At 70.4% G+C, this 18,797-nt stretch carries 13 protein-coding genes; 6 read left to right on the top strand and 7 right to left on the bottom strand.

Annotation, left to right across the window (positions count from 1 at the left end):
- The first annotated feature begins 58 nt into the window (after nucleotides 1-58).
- Nucleotides 59-1,081: a Gfo/Idh/MocA family protein gene (locus Asi03nite_RS34105; RefSeq protein ID WP_203684639.1), complete on the top strand. Its 1,023-nt coding sequence runs from the start codon at nucleotides 59-61 to the stop codon at nucleotides 1,079-1,081.
- Nucleotides 1,082-1,639: 558 nt separating this feature from the next.
- On the opposite strand, the gene Asi03nite_RS34110 is transcribed toward Asi03nite_RS34105, so the two are convergent.
- From Asi03nite_RS34110 to Asi03nite_RS34140, 7 genes are all read right to left on the bottom strand, one after another.
- Complete coding sequence (locus Asi03nite_RS34110; RefSeq protein ID WP_239103126.1) at nucleotides 1,640-5,458, bottom strand: discoidin domain-containing protein; 3,819 nt, start codon at nucleotides 5,456-5,458, stop codon at nucleotides 1,640-1,642.
- Between the two features lie 79 nt (nucleotides 5,459-5,537).
- The gene (locus tag Asi03nite_RS34115) at nucleotides 5,538-7,805 is read right to left on the bottom strand and encodes a galactose-binding domain-containing protein (RefSeq protein ID WP_203684640.1); all 2,268 of its coding nucleotides are present in this window, start codon (nucleotides 7,803-7,805) and stop codon (nucleotides 5,538-5,540) included.
- 85 nt (nucleotides 7,806-7,890) lie between these two features.
- The gene (locus tag Asi03nite_RS34120; protein WP_203684641.1) at nucleotides 7,891-9,444 is read right to left on the bottom strand and encodes a glycoside hydrolase family 13 protein; all 1,554 of its coding nucleotides are present in this window, start codon (nucleotides 9,442-9,444) and stop codon (nucleotides 7,891-7,893) included.
- A 72-nt stretch (nucleotides 9,445-9,516) separates the two neighbouring features.
- Nucleotides 9,517-10,404 carry a carbohydrate ABC transporter permease gene (locus tag Asi03nite_RS34125; RefSeq protein WP_203684642.1) on the bottom strand — a complete coding sequence of 296 codons (888 nt, stop codon included), beginning with the start codon at nucleotides 10,402-10,404 and terminating at the stop codon, nucleotides 9,517-9,519.
- 8 nt (nucleotides 10,405-10,412) lie between these two features.
- Entirely contained in the window at nucleotides 10,413-11,360 is a 948-nt protein-coding gene (locus Asi03nite_RS34130; RefSeq protein ID WP_239103127.1) for a carbohydrate ABC transporter permease, read from the bottom strand.
- Between the two features lie 67 nt (nucleotides 11,361-11,427).
- Complete coding sequence (locus Asi03nite_RS34135) at nucleotides 11,428-12,807, bottom strand: ABC transporter substrate-binding protein (RefSeq protein WP_203684643.1); 1,380 nt, start codon at nucleotides 12,805-12,807, stop codon at nucleotides 11,428-11,430.
- Nucleotides 12,808-13,054: 247 nt separating this feature from the next.
- Entirely contained in the window at nucleotides 13,055-14,050 is a 996-nt protein-coding gene (locus Asi03nite_RS34140; protein ID WP_203684644.1) for a LacI family DNA-binding transcriptional regulator, read from the bottom strand.
- Nucleotides 14,051-14,343: 293 nt separating this feature from the next.
- Between Asi03nite_RS34140 and Asi03nite_RS34145 the strand changes: the two genes are divergently transcribed.
- The 5 genes from Asi03nite_RS34145 to Asi03nite_RS34165 all read left to right on the top strand — a co-directional run bounded on the left by Asi03nite_RS34145 (nucleotide 14,344) and on the right by Asi03nite_RS34165 (nucleotide 18,579).
- On the top strand, nucleotides 14,344-14,823 hold the full coding sequence (locus tag Asi03nite_RS34145; protein WP_203684645.1) for a methyl-accepting chemotaxis protein: 480 nt from the start codon (nucleotides 14,344-14,346) through the stop codon (nucleotides 14,821-14,823).
- Nucleotides 14,824-14,952: 129 nt separating this feature from the next.
- A complete protein-coding gene (locus Asi03nite_RS34150; protein WP_307834055.1) occupies nucleotides 14,953-15,228 on the top strand; it encodes a YchJ family protein in 276 nt (91 codons plus the stop codon).
- Nucleotides 15,229-15,260: 32 nt separating this feature from the next.
- Entirely contained in the window at nucleotides 15,261-16,112 is an 852-nt protein-coding gene (locus Asi03nite_RS34155) for a tryptophan 2,3-dioxygenase (RefSeq protein WP_203684647.1), read from the top strand.
- Nucleotides 16,109-17,326, top strand: coding sequence for a kynureninase (gene kynU, locus Asi03nite_RS34160; protein ID WP_203684648.1), 1,218 nt, complete (start codon nucleotides 16,109-16,111; stop codon nucleotides 17,324-17,326). The genes Asi03nite_RS34155 and kynU overlap by 4 nt, the downstream gene beginning before the upstream one ends.
- On the top strand, nucleotides 17,323-18,579 hold the full coding sequence (locus Asi03nite_RS34165; protein WP_239103128.1) for an amidohydrolase family protein: 1,257 nt from the start codon (nucleotides 17,323-17,325) through the stop codon (nucleotides 18,577-18,579). Before kynU ends, Asi03nite_RS34165 begins: the two co-directional genes overlap by 4 nt.
- Nucleotides 18,580-18,797: the final 218 nt, after the last annotated feature.

The following is an 18,797-nucleotide window of genomic DNA, read 5'->3' on the forward strand; positions in this document are numbered from 1 at the left end:
CAAGTAACTGGCCGATGGGCCCGTAACGGTGCGGCAATCGATGTGAAAAACTTCCGGCATGATCGAGCAGGTGCGGTTCGGGTTGGTGGGGTACGGCAGCGGCGGGCGGATCTTCCACGCCCCGCTGATCGCCTCCGCCCCGAACATCGAGTTCGCCGGTGTCGTCACCACCTCCGAGGAGCGCCGCAAGCAGATCGCCGAGCAGCTCCCGGGCGTCACGGCGTATGACTCCATCGCCGCGCTGGCCGCCGACGGGGTGCGCGCGGTGGCCATCTCCACGCCCGCCTCGACGCACGCCGACCTGGCCCGCGAGGCCGTCCGGCTGGGTCTGGCCGTGGTCGTCGACAAGCCGTTCGCGCTGGACGCGCCGACCGCCCGCGAGCTGGTCAAGACCGCTGAGGCGGCCGACGTCCCGCTGACCGTCTACCAGAACCGTCGGTGGGACTCGGACTTCCTGACGATCCGCAAGCTGATCGAAAAGGGTTCGCTCGGCACGATCCGCCGCTTCGAGTCCCGTATGGAGCGCTGGGCGCCGGACCGTCTGCCTCCGGCGGCCGGCGGCGGCACCCTGCTCGACTTCGGCTCGCACCTGGTCGACCAGGCCCTGCAGCTGCACGGCCCGGCCCAGCGGGTGTACGCCGAGATGCGCGGCGACTCCGAGCTGGACGACGACTTCTTCCTGGCCCTCCACCACCTCAGCGGGGTCGAGTCGCACCTGTGGGGCAGCTGGCGCCAGGCCGGCCCCGGCCCGCGCTTCCGGGTCACCGGCACCGCCGGCACGTTCATCTCCGCCGAGTTGGACTGCCAGGAGGAGCAGCTCAAGGCCGGCAAGACCCCGGCCAAGCTGGGCGACCGCTGGGGCGTCGAGCACGAGCACCGCTGGGGCCACCTGTGGCGGGGCGCCACCGGCGCGCCGGTGGAGAGCTGCCGCGGCCGCTGGGACTCGTTCTACCCCGCCTTCGCCGACGCGGTCCTGGGCAACGGCCCGCTGCCGGTCGACCCGTGGGACACGGTCCGCGCCATGGAGGTCCTGGACGCGGCCCGGGTCAGCGCCAGCACCGGCCGGTCCATCACCCTCTGAATCAAAACTGGGGGTACGCCCCAGGCGCCGCCCCCACCTGACTCACGCCCGACTCGGACACCGGCCCGTGGCCGCCCGGCGCACCCGCGCTCGGCCGCGGGCCCACATGCCGCCCATCGAGTCGGCGTTACCCGGTACCCCGCACGTGAGGCCGCATCCCAGCCGGCGCGCCGCACGCTCCCGGCCGGTCCACGGCAGAACGCACCCCACCCGGGCCGCCACGCGCCGCACGCTCCCGGCCGGTCCTCGGGGGTGCTCCTGGGCTTCGAGACACCCCCGAACGCGAACCGGGCGCCCGCGGCGCGCTGCGGTCTGGTGTGGCGGCGGCGGAGCGCCATGAACAGCGCAAGCCGCGACGCGCGCCGCCGTCCGAGTCACACAGTCACGTTTGCGCTGTACGCAGTCGGCAGTCGGCAGTCGGCAGTCGGCAGTCGGCAGTCGGAAAAGTGTGCCCGCGTCCGGTTGTGGACGCGGGCACGGGTTCGCCGGTGGGCCGCCGCCGGCGGAGGCCGGCGGCGGCCGGAAGTCGGCCCGGCGACGGCCTGCCCCCGACGGAGGTCAGTTGCGGATGATGGTGAAGGTGCTGGTCGGGTTCTCGATGTCGCGGTAGTTGTTGGCGAGGGTGAGGTTGGTGAAGGTGGCCGACCCGACCGCCGGCCCCTGCCCGGCCTCCGGCAGCGGGTTGGCCCAGATGCCGTAACCGGACTTGGCGTCGTAGGCGTCACCACTGCGCTGCGCGCCCGTGATGGTGACGTTGGTGAAGACCGAGTCCTTGATCGGGTTCACCGGCTGGCCGCCGATGTACTGGGTCTGGAACATGATGCCGGAGTAGGTGGGGTCGACGATGTCGACGTTGCTCACCCGGATGCCCTGGAAGACCTTCGACGCGCTGAACATCCAGATCGCCGGGAAGACCTGCGCGCCCCAGAAGTGGCCGCCGGCCCGGACGATCGAGATGTTGTCGAACACGGTGGGCGGGTTGGCGCCGAAGCCGTTCATCGGGTACCCGAAGTCCAGCGAGCTGATCGTGATGCCGGAGTAGACGAGGGTGTCCGCGATGTAGATGTTCTTGAACGTGTTGGCGTACCCGCCGTAGACCGCGATGCCGGCGGCCCGCCAGGTCAGCGTCGTCGTCAGGTTCGAGTAGGTGTTGTCGATCTCGTCCGACCCGCCCGCGTCGATCGCCGAGAACAGCGCGAACGAGTCGTCCCCGGTGGCCCGGGCGTCGTTGTTGTCGACCAGGTTGCCGGTGCTGCCGTTGGTCATGTTCACGCCATCGGCGAAGGTGTTCCGGATGCGCGAGTTCTTGATCACCATGTTGTCGGTGTTCGCGCCCCAGTAGAGGCAGACGACGTGCTCGGCCCAGATGTTGTCGATGGTGATGCCGGAGACGTTCGCGAAGTCGAACACCTTGCCCGGCCCGTCGATCCGGATCGTGTAGTTGCCCCAGAACGAGAAGTTGGCGAACGTGGAGCCGTTGGCCGTGGCGTCGGCGCGGAAGCCGGCGTCCGTCTCGGTCTGGGTCTGCGGGGTGTGGAAGCGGGTGAACCAGGGACCGGCGCCGACGACGCGCACGGCCTTGCCGTACACCTGGAACTTGTTCGAGGTCTGGTAGTCACCGGCCGGCAGGTAGACGCCGATCTTGGTGTTGTCCTGGCGGGCCACGTCCAGGGCGTTCTGCACCGACTGCTGGTCGAATCCGGTGGGGACGACGTACCTGGAGGCGTCCGGGTTGCCCAGCGCGGTCACCTGTTCCAGGTTGATGAAGTCGATCGCGATGGCGCCGCTGTTCACCGCGTCCTTCTGCAGCTTGATCGTGCTGCCGGCCGGGAACGAGCCGCTCAGCAGGATGTTCGCCTCGTCGTAGATGTGCCGCGGGCCGGTGCCGGAGTTCTGCGGCGCGGTCTCGTTGCCGTAGAGCCAGGCGTACCTGGAGGTGAGCGGCAGGGTCTTGTTCAGCGACCCGTTGACGTACACGTTTATCGAGCTGGTCGTGCCGTCCGGAATGGAGAACCGCGCGACGACCGTGTTGGTCGGGTTGCGGGTGGTCCACTGGACGTACGCGCCGGTCTGGTTGAGCGTGACGGCCTTGCGCCCGGACGCCTCGCCGGCCAGGTCACCGACCGTGCGGTTGGGCCCGACGACCGCCGCGCCGCCGCCTGTCGTTCCGTCCTCGGCCTCGTACATGTCGTACGGCATGTTCGCGCCGCGGCCCACGAAGAACGGCTTCTCACTGGTGTTGTTGGCCTGCTTGACCGGCAGCTCGTTGCTGTCGACGGCGACCACCGTGCGGACCGTGTACTTGCCGTTCACCGCGGTCCAGGTGCCCAGGCCGATCGGCGGCGAGGAGGCGCCGGCGGCCAGCGTGCCGGTGTACGACCCGGTGAACGTCCGGACCGTGGCCGAGCCGTTCAGCACGGTGACCGTGACGGTGTGCGCCCCGCTGCCGGTGGCCGCGGTGCCCTGGTTCTTCAAAGTCGCCGAGAAGCTGACCGTCTGGCCGGCCGACGGGTTGCCGGGCGACCAGGAGACCGCCGAGGCGACCAGATCGGAGCTGCTGACCGGCGCGACGACCAGGTTGGTGGGGTTGGTGTAGGAGTTGTTCGCGTCGTTGGTCTCGATGACCGTGTCCGCCTCGTCGACCTTGGCCGAGAGCGCATAGGTTCCGGCGTCCCGGGCGCCGATCGAGGCGGTGACGGTCGTGCTGGCCCCGGCGGCGAGGGCGCCTACCGTGGCGGTGCCGGCCTTCGCCGTACCCAGGTAGAAGTTGATCGAAGAGGCCGGCGAGGCGGCCGTGCCCGCGTTGCGCACCGTGCCGGACAGCGTGATCGCGTCGGTCTCCACCGGGGACGCCGGGGAGAAGGACAGACCGGTGACGGTGAGGTCCGGGTTCGGCGCGGCCGTGCCGATCACCTGCAGCTCCGCGACCTGGCCGCTGGGCGCTGCGGTGTTCGCGGTGAAGGACAGGCGGACGTCCGCCGTGGTCGCCGAGACCGGGATGGTCACGGTGTTCTGCGTGGCGGGATTGAAGGTGTACGTCGCGGAGCCCACGATCGTGGTGTACGCCGACGCGGACTGCTCCCGGCCGAGCACCGCGAACGTCTGCTGCCGGGTGCCCCAGTCGGAGCCGGGGTTCAGCTTCACCACCACGGACGAGACTGACGCGTTGGCGCCCAGCTTGACCGTCAGGTTCGCCGGGTAGGCGCCGCCCTCCCAGTAGGTGGCGGTGTCGTTGTCGTTCGCGTTGGCGGCCACGAACGTGAACACCGTCGACGACGCCTCGATCGGCTTGCCGACCGCGAGGTTCGTGCCGGTCCCCGGGTTGCCGGTCCGGGTCACCGTGTTGCTGGCCGCCGACTCGTTGCCCGCCGCGTCCCGCGCCTTGACGTAGTAGGAGACGGTCGCGGTGTCCGGCTGGCTGTCGGTGTACGTGGTCCCGGTGACGGTGGTCTTCAGGGTCCCGTTGACGTACACGTGGTAGCCGGTCACGGCCACGTTGTCGGTCGACGCGCCCCAGCTCAGCCGGATCTGCCCGCTCGCCGGCGTGGTGTAGGACAGGGTCCCCGGCGTGGTCGGCGCCTGGGAGTCGCCTGTCGCCCCGGTCCGGGTCACCGTGTTGCTGTTGCCGGAGACGTTGCCGGCCGCGTCCCTGGCCCGCACGTAGTAGGACACGGTCGCCGAGTCGGGCTGACTGTCGGTCCAGGTCAGCACGTTGCCGGCCACCGACGTGCGGAGCTGGCCGTTGGCGTAGACGTCGTAACCGGTCACGCCGACGTTGTCCGACGAGGCGTTCCAGGTGAGCCGGATCTGACCGCTCGCCGGCTGGGTCCAGGTCAGGTTGCCGGGCGCGCTGGGCGCCTGGCTGTCGCCGCTGACCGGGCCGTAGAGCTCCAGCTCGGAGAGCTGGCCGGCGGGCCAGGCGGTGTTGCCGGTGAAGCTCAGCCGGACGAAGCGCGCGGCGGCGGCGGTGAAGTCGACGGTGACGGTGTTGCCCGAGGACGGGTTGAACGTGTACCCGGCGCTCGCCTTGAGATCGCTGAACGAGCTGCCGTTCGTGCTGCCCTGAATGGACAGCGTCTCGGTGCGGGTGTTCCAGGCGGTGGCCGGCGGAAGCTTGAGGACGGCCTGGTTGACCTGCGTGGCGGTGCCGAGGTCGACCTGCAGCCACTGCGGGAAGGCGTTGTTGCCGCTCTCCCAGTAGGTGTTCGGGTTGCCGTCACCGGCGTTGCCGGCCGGGTAGACGTCTGTGTAGCTGCTGGCGCTGAAGGTCTTGCCGGCCGCCAGGTTGGGTCCGGCGGCCAGCGCCGCGGGGGCGTGGACGAGCGCTGCGACCACGCTCGCAGCCGCCGCGGCGGCCAGGAGCCTGAATCTGGACATGCGGGAGCGCACCTTTCTTCCGTGAGAGGTGTTGCGGGGACCGGCGGGCGGCATCGGTGGACAGCCGCCCGCCGGGGTCTCAGGAGGCGTACGCCTCGAACTCGGAGAGCTGGCCCGCCGGCCAGCCGGTGTTCCCCGTGAAGGTGAGTCGCAGGTAGCGCTGGGTGGTGGCGACCGGGATGGTGACGGTGTTGCCGCCGGCCGGGTTGAACGTGTAGCCGGCGCTCGCCTTGACCGTGCTGTAGCTGGACCCGTCGGTGCTGCCCAGGACGGACAGCGTCTGGGTGCGGGTGGCCCAGGCGGTGGCCGGCGGGAGCTTGAGCACGAGCCGGGCCAGTGACCGGCTCTGGCCCAGGTCGACGGTGATCGACTGGGGGAACGCGTTGTTCGTGCTCTCCCAGTAGGTGTTCGCGTTGCCGTCGGTGGCGTTGCCCGGGCCGTAGACGTCGGCCTGGCCGGTCGCCGTGGCGGTCCGCCCGGCCGCGAGATTCCCGGCCGGCGGCGTGCCGGGCGGGGTGGACGGGGTGGACGGGGTCGTGGTGGTGTTGCCCCACTGGGGGGCCGGCCACGGGCCGCAGTACGGCGTCGGCGTCTGCCACCCGGAGTTGCCGCCACCGTCGGTGATGGCCAGCCCGGAGCCCGTGCAGTTGTAGGTCGGCGGGTTCTGCGCGATCCCGGTCGCCCGGACGTTGGTGAACCGCGCCGTCGCCGGGGCCTGCGCCTGCAGCGCGAACGTGCCGGCCCCGGCGATGGTCACGTTCGTCAGGTTCAGCCCGCTGGTGCTGTTGCCGATCCACTGGATCGCCGAGTACGAGCTGTCCAGGATGTCGGTGTCGGTGACGTTGATCGTCGCCCCGGTGATCGCGCCCTGGTCCGGCCAGAACCACAGCGCGCCGATCCCGAAGTTCCAGTTGTAGTCGGAGTTGCCGGTCCGGATCAGCGTGTTGCGGGCCAGCGTCCAGGTGCCGGCCACCGCGGTCGGCCCGGTGACGCCCGGGTAGCGGTTCGCCACGTGCAGGCCGCCGCCGTTGGTGACCGTCTCGGCCATCACGTTGTCGCTGATGGTGATGTCCCGGCCGCCGTAGCTGACGATGTTGTTGGCCAGGATCGGCGCGACCACCGTGTTGCGGGTGAACGAGTTGCCCACGTTCGGGGTGTTCTCCGCCCACATGGCCAGGCCGTCGTCGCCGGTGTTGCGGACGAACGTGTTGGTCACCGTGGAGTTGGTGACACCGATGTGGAAGTTCACGCCGTCCGCGGTCTGGTCCAGGATCCGGCTGTTCCGGATGGTGAACCGGTCCATCGGCCCGTCCATCCAGGCGCCGACCTTGGTGTGCTGCATCCAGACGTTGTCGATCGTCGAGTTCGACATCGCCCCGCCGAACGCGTTGACCTGGTGCTCGTCGACCCGCTCCGCGATGTCGCCGATGATCGCCAGGTCCTTGACCACGACGTTCTGGCTGGGCCCGCCCTGGCCGTTGTACTTGCCGTAGATGCCGGCCGCCTGGTCACGCTGGGTGGGGTGCCGGCCGCCGAGCACGGTGTGCCAGGGTCCGGCCCCGGCCAGCGTGACCCGGTCCACGATCACGTGGCTGTACAGCGTGAAGGTGCCCGGCGGGACGTAGACGACCCGGCCGGAGGAGGCGCCGGCGTTCACCGCGGCCTGGAACTTGGCTGTGGAGTCGGTGGCGCCCGTCGGGTCGGCGCCGTAGTCGGCCACCACGTCGATCGCGCCGGACGGCCGACCGATCGGGCCCGGCACGTTCTCGAAGTCGGCCAGGTCGATCGTGAAGCTGGGCGACTGCGCGGTCGACGAGACCTGGATCCGGATCTTCGTGCCGGCCGGGTACGTGGTCCCGAACAGCGCCCGGGCCTCGTCGTAGAAGTGGTGCGGGCGCCCGTCGCCGGGGTTGTTGGTGAACGGGTAGTAGCCGTAGTACCAGGCGTACTTCGAGGTCACCGGTACCGTTCTGAGGAACGTGGAGCCGGTGCGCAGGTCCAGGGAGGCGGTGCGGCCGTCCGGCACGCTGTACCGGAACGTCACCGCGTTGGCCGGCTTGGTGAGGGTGAACTCGACGTACTCACCCGCGGCGTCGAGGGTGATCGCCTCCCGCCCGGAGGCTTCCGAGGAGAGCGTGCCGTAGGTGCGGTCGGTGCCGGTCGAGGTGCCGTTGGTGGTGGCCCTCTCGGCCTCGATCTCGGTGAACGGCACGGTGGCGCCGCGGCCGGCGACGTCGAACGGGGACAGCCCGGCGGCCTGCGCCGGAGGTGACTGCCAGATCACCGTGGTGACAGCGGCCGCGAGGACGGCGGCGACTGCTGCGAGTGGGGCGGTGCGGTTGGCCATGGGTCCCTTCCTTGGTGTGGCCAGCCCCCGGTGTTCCTTGTCTGCCCGTGGGCGCCCCGGCGGTGGAACCGGAGGCGCCCGTTCCCTAGAGGCGCAGCCAGACCGCGGTGTCCCGGGGGAGGAGGTCACCGTCGAGCGGGCCGCTGGCGAGCAGGCAGGTCTTGTGTTCCGGCAGCGGGACGGGCGCGCCGGAGAGGTTGAGCACGCAGGCGAACCGCGGGCCGCGCGTGTAGGCGAGCACCTCGGCGCCCCGGTCCAGCCAGGCGAACCCGGCGCCCTGCGAGCGGCGGAGCCTGATCGCGGCGCGGTACAGCTCCAGCATCGAGTTCGGGTCGCCGGTCTGCGCCTGGACGGTCCGGTCCTTCCACTCCGCGGGCTGCGGCAGCCAGGGCGTGGCGGTGCTGAAGCCGTACGGCGGTTCGTCGCCCGACCAGGGCAGCGGCACCCGGCAGCCGTCCCGGCTGTGCCCGCGCCGGGCGTACATCGGATCCTGCATCTGGTCCTCGGCGATGTTCTCGTTCTCCCAGAGACCGAGCTCCTCGCCCTGGTAGACGTAGGTGGCGCCGGGCAGCGAGAGGGACAGCAGGGCGGCCGCCCGCGCCCGCCGGGTGCCCAGCTCAAGGTCGACAGGGGTGCCGTCGAGGTTGTTCCCGAAGCTGAAGGTGGTGTCGGTACGCCCGTAGCGGGTCACGTGCCGGGTGACGTCGTGGTTCGACAGCACCCAGGTGGGCGGCGCGCCGACTCCGGCGTGGGCGTCCAGCGTGCGGTCGATGCAGGCCCGCATGAGGTACGGATCCCACGCGCACCCGAGGAAGTCGAAGTTGAACGCCGCGTGCAGCTCGTCCGGCCGCAGATAGTTGGTGAAGCGGTCCACCTCCGGCATCCACACCTCGCCGATCAGCGCCCGGTCCGGGTACTCGTCGGCGACCCGGCGCCAGGCCCGGTAGACGTCGTGCACGGCGTCCAGGTCGCGGAACGGGTGCGGTTCCCCGTCGCGTACCTCCGGAAGGTCCTTGTCCTTGAAGAGCAGCGCGGCCGAGTCGATCCGGATGCCGTCGGCGCCGCGGTCGAACCAGAACCGCAGGATGTCCTCGAACTCGGCCCGGACGTCCGGATGCTCCCAGTTCAGGTCCGGCTGCTGCGGGGTGAACAGGTGCAGGTACCAGGAGCCGTCCGGCGCCTTGGACCAGGTCGTGCCGCCGAACTCGCCGGTCCAGGCGGTGGGCATGCGCTCGGAGGCCGGCCGGAACCAGAAGTAGTCCCGCTCCGGGGCGTCCGGCGAGGCGATCGCGGCCTGGAACCACGGGTGCTCGGAGGAGACGTGGTTCGGCACGATGTCGACGATGATCTTGATCCCGGCCTGGTGCGCCTCGGTGATCAGCGCCTCGGCGGCGGCCAGGGTGCCGAAGACCGGGTCGATGTCGCGGAAGTCCGCGACGTCGTAGCCGGCGTCCGCCATCGGCGACGGGTACCACGGGCTCATCCAGATCGCGTCCACCCCGAGGTCGCGGAGGTGGCCCAGGTGCGCCCGGATGCCGTCGATGTCGCCGACGCCGTCGCCGTCGGAGTCGGCGTAGCTCCGGGGATACACCTGGTAGATGACCGCGTCGCACCACCACGCACTGTCTTTTGCGGACACGAAAACTCGCTTTCTGCGTATTATTGCAGCATTTTGCGCTTCTATCGGCTGAGGCCGCCCGGGGCGGCCCGCTCAGCCCTTCAAGCTGCCCGTGGTCAGGCCGGACATGATGTTCCGCTGGAAGATCAGGAAGATGATCACGGTCGGGACCGCGGCGATGACCGAGGCGGCGACGATCTCGTTCATCGCGGTGCCGCCGGAGAAGGCGTAGATGCCGACGCTGACGGTACGCGTCTCCGGCGACGGCATGACCAGCTTCGGCCAGAGGAAGTCCTTCCAGACGTACGTCACCGCGAAGATCGAGACCACGCCGAGGATCGGCCGCGACATCGGCAGGATGATCGACCAGAGGGTGCGGAACGGGCCCGCGCCGTCCACGTGCGCCGCCGCCAGCAGGTCCTCCGGGATCGAGTCGAAGAACCGCTTCAACAGGAAGACGTTGAAGGCGTTGGCGACCAGCGGCAGCCAGATCGCGAACGGCGAGTCGAGCATGTCGAGGTGCGCGAACGGCAGGTCGATCACGGTCACGTACTGCGGGACGACCAGCACGATCGCCGGGATCATCAGGGTCGCCAGCATCGCGCCGAGGATCACGTTGCCCAGGATCGGGCGCAGCTTGGACAGGGCGTACGCCGCGGCGGTGTCCAGGACCAGCTGGAACAGCACCGCACCGGCCGCGTAGTAGAACGTGTTGAACAACAGCTTCGCCAGGTCGAGGTTGTGCCACGCGTTGACGTAGTTGCCGGTCTCCGGGTTCTCCGGGAACAGCGTGGGCGGCGTCTGCGCGATCTCGGTGCCGGACTTGAGCGCGCCGGTGACCATCCAGTACAGCGGCCCGATGAAGACCAGCGTGAAGCCGAGGACGACGAGCCCCAGCAGCGTCCAGTAGACGTACCGGCCCTTGCCGCGGGAGAGCTGCGCCTGCGAGACGAGCGTGCGGGTGCTGGAATCCTGTGCCATCGTCAGTCCTAGTCGTTCTTCGTGGTGAGCCGCAGGTAGAACGCCGAGAAGGCGGCCAGGACCACCAGCATGATCACGCCGAGGGCCGCAGCGCCGTTGAGGTCGTTCTGGAAGAAGCCGTGCTGATAGATCAGGTACGCCACGGTGGTCGCGGAGTCCTGGGTGCCGGCGCCGTTGGCCAGGATCAGCGGCTCGACGAAGACCTGCATGGTGGCGACGATCTGCATCATCGCCAGCAGCCCCAGGATCAGCCTGGTCTGCGGGATGGTCACGTTCCAGATCCGCCGCCAGAGCCCGGCGCCGTCCAGTTCGGCCGCCTCGTACAGCTCGCCCGGGATGTTCTGCAGCGAGGCCAGGTAGATCAGCACGGCGCTGCCCATGTTCATCCAGGTCGAGGCGATCACCATGGCCGGCATCGTGGCGCCGGCCGACTGCATCCACTGCGAGGTGGGCAGGTGCAGGAACTTCAGGATCGCGTTGAACAGGCCGGCGTCGCTCGGGTCGTACGCGTAGAACTTGAAGAGGAAGAGCGCGGAGGCCGGCGGCAGCATCACCGGCAGGTAGACCAGGACGCGCAGGTAACCCTTGGCGTGGCGCAACTCGTTGAGCAGGATCGCCACGAAGAACGGCACCGCGTACCCGATGACCAGCGCCAGCAGGGTGAAGTAGACGGTGTTCCGCCAGGCCGGCCAGAAGCTCGGATCGGCGAGGATCCGGGTGTAGTTGTCCCAGCCGACCCAGGTGGTCTCGCCGCGCCTGGTCCTCTGGAAGCTCATCACGATCCCGCGGATCATCGGGTACCAGGTGAACAGCGTGAAGCAGAGAACCGCGCCGATCAGGAAGGCGTGCCCGGTGATGTGGTCACGGATCTTGCGGCTGCGGCGCGCGCTGGTCCGGGACGCCGACGCGCTGCGAGTCAACTGTTCGGTCGTGCCCGGGGCGGTCATGGTCGCCAACGGAAAACTCCTGCGGTGAGTCGGACGGGTGCGGGCCGGTCACGGCCGGCCCGCACTCCTCGCGGGATCAGCTGCCGGCGGCCAGCAACTGGTTGACCTTCTCCTCGGCGGTCTTGAGCAGCGCGTCGATGTCGGCGTTCGGGTCGGTCAGGACACCCGACATCGCCGAGTCGAGCACCGCGTAGACCGCCTGGGCGTTGGCGGGCTCGCCCTTGATCGGCAGCTGCTGGGCCTCGAACAGCGAGTAGATCGACGGGTCCACGTTCGCGTTCGCCTTGCGCAGCTCGAACTCGGCCTTGGCGGTCGGGCTGTCCTTGGCGAACAGCAGCGGCTGCGGCACACCGACCGGGTAGTTCTGCGGCTTGGCCCGGACGTAGTCGAACTGGCCCTTGCCGACCGTCAGCTTCTGGTAGGCGACCCACTTCAGGCCGGCTTCGACCTGCGCGTCGGTCAGGCCCTTCTTGAAGAAGTAGCCGTCGCCGCCGCCGAGGGTGGCCTTCGCCAGGCCGTCCTGGCCGGGCAGCGGCGCCACGGCCCAGTCGTCGTACTTGCCCTTGAACTGGGAGACGATCGCCTGGGTGGTGTCCGGGGCGCCGACGAACATGCCCACCTTGCCGGCCGCCGCGTTGGTCAGCAGGTCGCCCCACTGCAGCAGTTGACGCGAGCCCATCGAGTTGTCCCCGTACCGCATGTCCTTGAGGTTCTGCAGGACCTGCTTGCCCTGGGCGTTGTTGAAGTCGGCCCTCTTGCCGTCCGCGGAGAGGACCTGGCCGCCCTGCGAGTAGATCTCGGCGGTGAAGTGCCAGCCACCGGTGTTGCCGGCGCTGTACTCGGCGTACCCGGCGGCGCTCTTGTCGGCGGCGGCGATCTTCTTGGCCGCGGCGCGGACCTCGGCCCAGGTCTTCGGCGGGTTCGCCGGGTCGAGACCGGCCTTGGCGAAGAGCACCTTGTTGTAGACCAGGCCCATCGAGTAGTTCTTGACCGGCAGGGCGTAGGTCTTGCCGCCCTCGGTGAACACCTGCTTGAGCGCCGGGTCGACGTCCTTCCAGGTGGGGACGTTCTCGTCGGTCAGGAACGGGGTGATGTCCATCGCCTGGCCGGAGTCCAGCACCCGCTGCAGGTCGGTCATGTAGCCGTAGAAGACGTCTGTGGTGGTGCCGCCGGCCAGCCGGGCGGTGAAGTCCGGCGGGTTGTTGCACTGGGTGCCGACGCTGACGCTCTTGATCGTGATGTCGGGGTTGTCCTTCTCGAACGCGGCGACGTCCGCGTTCCAGTTCGCCAGCAGCTCCTTCTCGGTACCCACCGGCATGCAGTCGACGGTGATGGTGACCTTGCCGTCGGCGCCGGTGCCGTCGGCGTCGCTCTTCGTGGAGCACGCCGCGAGGCTGAGTCCCAGGCCGGCCGCGAGCGCGAACGCCGCGACCCTCCGGTACTGCGGTGCGGACATCTGTCCATCCCTTCGGAACGGTTATCCAGGACGTTCGTCGATGTGCGAGTGATCTCGGAACTGGACCTCCGGCACTCGCCGTGGTCAGCTCTGTGAGTGGAGTCACCGTAGCGAGGACGACCCGTTTCCGCAAGGTTTCGATTTTGTGTTGAAAAGACACGACAGCGGCGTGGCAGATGTTGACCGGCCCCCCTCCGGACACGAAAAAGCCCCCGGCCGCTCGTCGCGGCCGGGGGCTGCCCGGCGGTTACCGCGGCGCCGGCCCGGTCGAGCCGCGGACCACCAGCTCCGGCTCGAAGAGCAGCTCGTCGCGGAGCACGCCGGCCTCCTCGATCTGGCTGACCAGGATGTCGACCGCGGACTGGCCCATCGTCTCGATCGGCTGCCGGACCGTGGTCAGCGGCGGGTCGGTGCAGGTCATGAACGCCGAGTCGTCGAAACCGACCACCGACACGTCGGCCGGCACCGAACGGCCCAGGCGGCGGGCGGCCCGGATCGCGCCCAGAGCCAGGACGTCGCTGGCGCAGATGATGCCTGTGGCGCCGCGCTCGATCAGCTTGGCGGCGGCCACGCGGGCACCCTCCATCGAGAAGCTGGAGCGCTCCACCCAGGCGTCGTCGTCCCACCCGGCGGCCTGGATCATCGCGGCCATCTTGCGCCGCGACGGGATGTGCCCCTCCGGGCCGAGCACCATGCCGATCCGCTCGTGGCCGAGCGAGCGCAGATGCCCGAAGGCCTGCTCGACGGCGACCGCGTCGTCCGTCGACACCCGCGGGAAGCCGAGCTCGTCGACTCCCGCGTTGACCAGCACCACGGGCAGCCCGCGGTCGGTCAGCCGGCGGTAGTGCTCGTGCGAGGCGTCGGCCAGCGCGTACGACCCGCCGGCGAAGATGACGCCGGAGACCTGGTGGTCGAGCAGCATCTCCACGTAGTCCGACTCGGGGACGCCGCCGATGGTCCGGGCGCACAGCGCCGGCGTGAACCCGCGCTGGGCCAGCGACGCGGTCACCACCTCGGCCAGCGCCGGGAAGATCGGGTTCTGCAGCTCGGGAAGCACCAGGCCGACCAGGCGCGCGCGCTCACCGCGCAGTTTGGTGGGGCGTTCGTAGCCCAGGACGTCGAGGGCGGTGAGAACCGACGCCCGGGTAGCCTCGGAGACGCCGTCGCGCCCGTTGAGCACCCGGCTGACGGTCGCCTCGCTGACCCCGGCCTTCTTCGCCACCTCGGCAAGACGTTTGGTCACGCCGGAATCCTACGTCAGCGGACTGCAAGAACTGAACCATGGCTTGCGGCCGTCTTTGAAATCGATGACAGTGCTTGCCTGATCGTTGCAGGCGCCCCCGTCGGGGTTCCCCGGATGTCTCACCCCGCGTGAGAGGCGGCCTGAACTTACCCGGTTCGGTCGTCGCGCTTCGTGCTGACCGGGCTTCCGCGCGCTTGCGTCACGGCAACGCGGCGAGATCACGCAAAACGACCCGCGACGGGTGCGTCGGATGCGATGTTGTGAGCTACCGGTAAGAAAGGGATCACCACGAGATGACCGACTGGGATCAGAACGACAGCTGGTCGGCCCAGGACCGGCAGCGCGATTCGGTGCACCGGTTGGCCAACGTCAGCAACGACATGGCCACCGCCACCCGGGCCGCGGTGCACGCCGCGGAGACCGCGGTACAGGTGATCCAGCGCCTGGAGGCGAGCAGCACCGAGATCGGCAAAGTGGTCCAGTTGATCGCGACGATCGCCAAGCAGACGAACCTGCTGGCGCTCAACGCGACCATCGAGGCGGCCCGGGCCGGCGAGGCGGGACGCGGCTTCGCCGTGGTGGCCAGCGAGGTGAAGGACCTGGCCAACGAGACCGCCACCGCGACCAACGAGATCGGCACCCAGGTCGGCGGGATCCGGACGGACACCCAGAACGCGGTCGAGGCGATCGAGGAGATGCAGGGCCTGATCGCGGAGCTGGACCGCTGCCAGAAAGTGATCAGTGGGATCGTGGTGGAGCAGCAGGCCGGCTGAGGAAGACTGTCCGGCATGGCTGGCAAGCGAGCACCCCGCGCGAGAGCGTGCCCGTGCGGCTCACCGACGTACGCCCGGTGTTGCGGACCCCTGCACGACGGCAGGCCGGCGGAGAACCCGCCGGCCCTGATGCGATCGCGCTTCAGCGCGTTCGCCCTCGATCTCTCCGACTACATCCTGCGGACCTGGCACCCGGATACCCGCCCCGCCCTCCTGCAGAGCGATCCCGGGATGCGGTGGGTGCGCCTGGAGGTGCTGGAGACCACCGGCGGCACGCTCTTCGACGCCGAGGGCACCGTCACCTTCCGGGCCCACTTCCGGGACAACGGGACACCCGGCGTGCTGGACGAGAAGAGCAGGTTCGTCAGGCACAACGCCCGATGGGTGTACCACAGCCCGATGTGATCTCCTTCAAGCGTCACGGAAGAAGGTGAGCCATGTCGGCAACGAGGCCGATCGAGGACGGGATCGTCCGAGATTTCAAGGTCAACCTCTCGTACGGCGAGTACCTGCACCTGGACGAGATCCTCCACGCGCAACACCCGGTCAGCGCGCCGGAGCACCACGACGAGCTGCTCTTCATCCTCCAGCATCAGACGTCCGAGCTGTGGCTGAAACTGATCATCCACGAGCTGCGCGCGGTGCTCGCCCACCTGGCCAAGGACGAGCTGAAACCGGCGCTCAAGGGACTGGCCCGGGTCAAGCACATCCAGCGGACGCTGACCGAGCAGTGGTCGGTGCTGGCCACCCTGACCCCTACCGAGTACGCCCAGTTCCGCAGCTTCCTGGGCACGTCCTCGGGCTTCCAGTCCTACCAGTACCGCGCTGTCGAGTTCCTGCTCGGCAACAAGGACCGCCGGATGCTGCAGATCTTCGACGACCAGCCGGCCGCCCGGGAACTGCTGGCCGACCTGCTCGGCACGCCCAGCGTCTACGACGAGTTCCTGCGATACCTGGCCCGGCACGGGCATCCGGTGCCGCCTCCGATCCTGGAGCGCGACGTCACGCAGGCCTGGGAGTTCCACCCCGGCCTGGTCCCCCTCTTCCGGGACATCTACGAGCAGGCCGAGCAGCACTGGGAAGCCTACGAGACCTGCGAGGAACTCGTCGACCTGGAGGAGAACTTCCAGCTCTGGCGCTTCCGGCACCTCAAGACGGTGGAACGGACGATCGGCTTCAAACGCGGGACCGGCGGGTCCAGCGGGGTCGCGTTCCTGCGGGCGGCGCTCGATCTGACATTCTTCCCGGAGCTGTACGCCGTACGCACCGAGATCGGAGTCCCCCGTTGAGCCTCCTCGCCCGGGCCGCCGCCCTGGACGCCGCGGATCCGCTGGCGCAGTTCCGGGACAGGTTCCTGCCGGCGCCCTCGGTGATCGCCTACCTCGACGGCAACTCGCTGGGCCGCCCGCTGGCGGCCACCGCGCGCCTGATGGACGACTTCGTCCGCGGCCAGTGGGGCGACCGGCTGATCCGCGGCTGGACCGACGGCTGGCTGGAGTGGCCGCTGACCCTCGGCGACCGGCTCGGCGCGGTGGCGCTGGGCGCGGCCGCCGGGCAGACGGTGGTCGCCGACTCCACCACGGTCCTGCTCTACAAGTTGGCCCGAGCCGCGGTCGACGCCCGCCCGGGCCGGCGCAAGGTGGTCCTCGACACCGACAACTTCCCCACCGACAGGTACGTGCTGGAGGGCATCGCCGCCGAGCGTGACCTGACCCTGGTCTGGATCACCACCGACCCGGCCGGCGGGATCACCGGCGAACAGGTCCGGGAGGTGGTCGACGAGGACACCGCGCTGGTGCTCTTCTCACACGTCGCCTACCGGTCCGGCTGGCTCGCCGACGTGCCGGAGATCAACCGGATCGCGCACGAGGCCGGCGCGCTGACCATGTGGGACCTGTGCCACTCGGTGGGCTCGGTTCCGGTGCGGCTCGACGACTGGGGGGTGGATCTCGCGGTCGGCTGCTCGTACAAGTACCTCAACGGCGGCCCCGGAGCGCCGGCCTTCGCCTACCTGCGCCGGTCGCTGCAGGACTCGCTGCGCCAGCCGATCCAGGGCTGGATGGGCCACCGGGCGTCGTTCGAGATGGGCCCGGGGTACGAGGCGGCCACCGGCATCCGCGCGCTGCTCAGCGGCACCCCGCCGATCCTGGCCATGGTCCCGCTGCACGCCAACCTCGACCTGCTCGCCGAGGCCGGCATCGAGGCGGTCCGCGCCAAGTCGCTGCTGCTCACCGACTTCGTGCTGGAGCTGGCCGACGAGTGGCTGGCGCCGCTGGGGGTCGAGGTGGTCAGCCCACGCTCCGCCGGACGCCGGGGCGGCCACGTCACGCTGCGGCGGCCCGGTTTCGAACGGCTCCTTGAGCCGTTGTGGGACAGCGGCGTGATCCCGGACTACCGCCGGCCCGACGGCCTGCGGATCGGCCCGGCGCCGCTGAGCACCAGCTTCACCGAGGTCCACCAGGGCCTGTCCGTCGTTCGCGACCTCGCCGAGAAGATCCAGTGACCACTTCCTCCTCCCCGCCCTGCGACTCGGCCCCGTCCGCCTGCGGCGGCGCGGGCTGCGGCGGCGGTTCGTGCTTCTCGCGTACGGCCCGGGCCGCGCGCCCCGGCGAACCCCGCCCCACCGTGACCGAGGTGCCGGACCCCCGTACCGACCGGCGCATCGGCTGGCTGGCGGCCGACTCGATCTGGTGGGGCGGGCGGCTGCGCACCGGCGCGGCGCTGCGGGTCGGTGTGGACGGCGTGGCCAAGCCGGTGCCGGCCGAGCTGGCGCCCGGGGACGCCACCCGGCGGCTGCCGGGGACGCTGCTGCCCGCGCTGCTCGACGCGCACGTACACTCCGCGCTGGTGGACCTGGGCGCCGTCCGGGCCGGTGGGATAGCCGCGGTCTGGGACCTCGGCGGCGTTCCGGCCACCCTGCGCGAGCTCGCGGCCCGCGCCGCCGGCGCGGGGGTCGTCTCCGCCGCCGGCGCGTCATCCGCCTCCGTCGGTGGCGCGCGTTGCGGCCCGCTCTCCGACGGCGCGGATCCCGCGGAACCCCAGCTGCCGCTGATCCGCTATGCCGGTCCGTTTCTGATCGCTCCCGGCGGCTATCCGAGCGACCGCGCGTGGGCCCCGGCCGGCAGCTGCCGGGAAATCACCTCGCCGGCCGACGCCGGCGCCGCGGTGGCCGAGGCCCGGTCCGCCGGCGCCACCCTGATCAAGGTCACCGCCCACGCCGGCGGCCCGACACTGCCGCCACCCACGTTCCGCGCCCTGACCGGCGCCGCGCACGCCGCCAACCTGCCGGTGGTGGTCCACGCCGAGGGCCCGGGAACCGTGGCCGCCGCCCTGGAAGCCGGCGCCGACCTGCTCGCGCACACCCCGTGGACGGAATCCCTGCCGGACCACCTGGTACGCGCCTGCGCCGCCCGGATGACCTGGATCAGCACGCTCGACATCCACGGGTACGGCGAACCGTCCCCGGCCCAGGAGGTCGCGCTGGACAACCTGCGGCGCTTCGCCGGACACGGCGGCCAGGTGCGCTACGGCACCGACCTGGGCAACGGCCCGCTCCCGTCCGGCGTCAACCCGCGCGAACTGCGGGCCCTGCGAGCGGCCGGCCTCACCCCGGACGAGATCCTGATCGCCGCCACCGACGCCACCCGGCCCGCGCTCACCTGGATCCCCGGCGGCCTCGACCTCACCCCGTCCACCTTCGCCGAGGTCCTCGCCACCGCCCGCGTCCTCGACCACGGGGTCCGCCCCAACCCGTGACCCACGCCGCAAGCCGCAGGCGCCGGCAGCGCCCGGGCGCCGGCTGGTCTCCAGGGGGTCCCTCACGGCTCCTGACACACCCTTGACAGCCAGCCGGGGCCCGGCGGCGGGGCCCCGGAGGGTCTCTCACCGCCGTCGACACACCTCCGGGGCGGAGGCGACAGAGGGCCCGCCGGCGGACCCCGAGGAGTCCGGCGGCGGGCCGGTGGTGGGAACTG

The organism is Actinoplanes siamensis (genome assembly GCF_016862395.1).
Lineage (GTDB): Bacteria > Actinomycetota > Actinomycetes > Mycobacteriales > Micromonosporaceae > Actinoplanes > Actinoplanes siamensis.

Coding starts and splice junctions, on each gene's coding strand:
- Asi03nite_RS34110 (WP_239103126.1), bottom strand. CDS start 5,458: ATGTCCAGATTCAGGCTCCTGGCCGCCGCGGCGGCTGCGAGCGTGGTC.
- Asi03nite_RS34115 (WP_203684640.1), bottom strand. CDS start 7,805: ATGGCCAACCGCACCGCCCCACTCGCAGCAGTCGCCGCCGTCCTCGCG.
- Asi03nite_RS34155 (WP_203684647.1), top strand. CDS start 15,261: ATGTCGGCAACGAGGCCGATCGAGGACGGGATCGTCCGAGATTTCAAG.
- Asi03nite_RS34125 (WP_203684642.1), bottom strand. CDS start 10,404: ATGGCACAGGATTCCAGCACCCGCACGCTCGTCTCGCAGGCGCAGCTC.
- Asi03nite_RS34150 (WP_307834055.1), top strand. CDS start 14,953: ATGCGATCGCGCTTCAGCGCGTTCGCCCTCGATCTCTCCGACTACATC.
- Asi03nite_RS34135 (WP_203684643.1), bottom strand. CDS start 12,807: ATGTCCGCACCGCAGTACCGGAGGGTCGCGGCGTTCGCGCTCGCGGCC.
- Asi03nite_RS34145 (WP_203684645.1), top strand. CDS start 14,344: ATGACCGACTGGGATCAGAACGACAGCTGGTCGGCCCAGGACCGGCAG.
- Asi03nite_RS34105 (WP_203684639.1), top strand. CDS start 59: ATGATCGAGCAGGTGCGGTTCGGGTTGGTGGGGTACGGCAGCGGCGGG.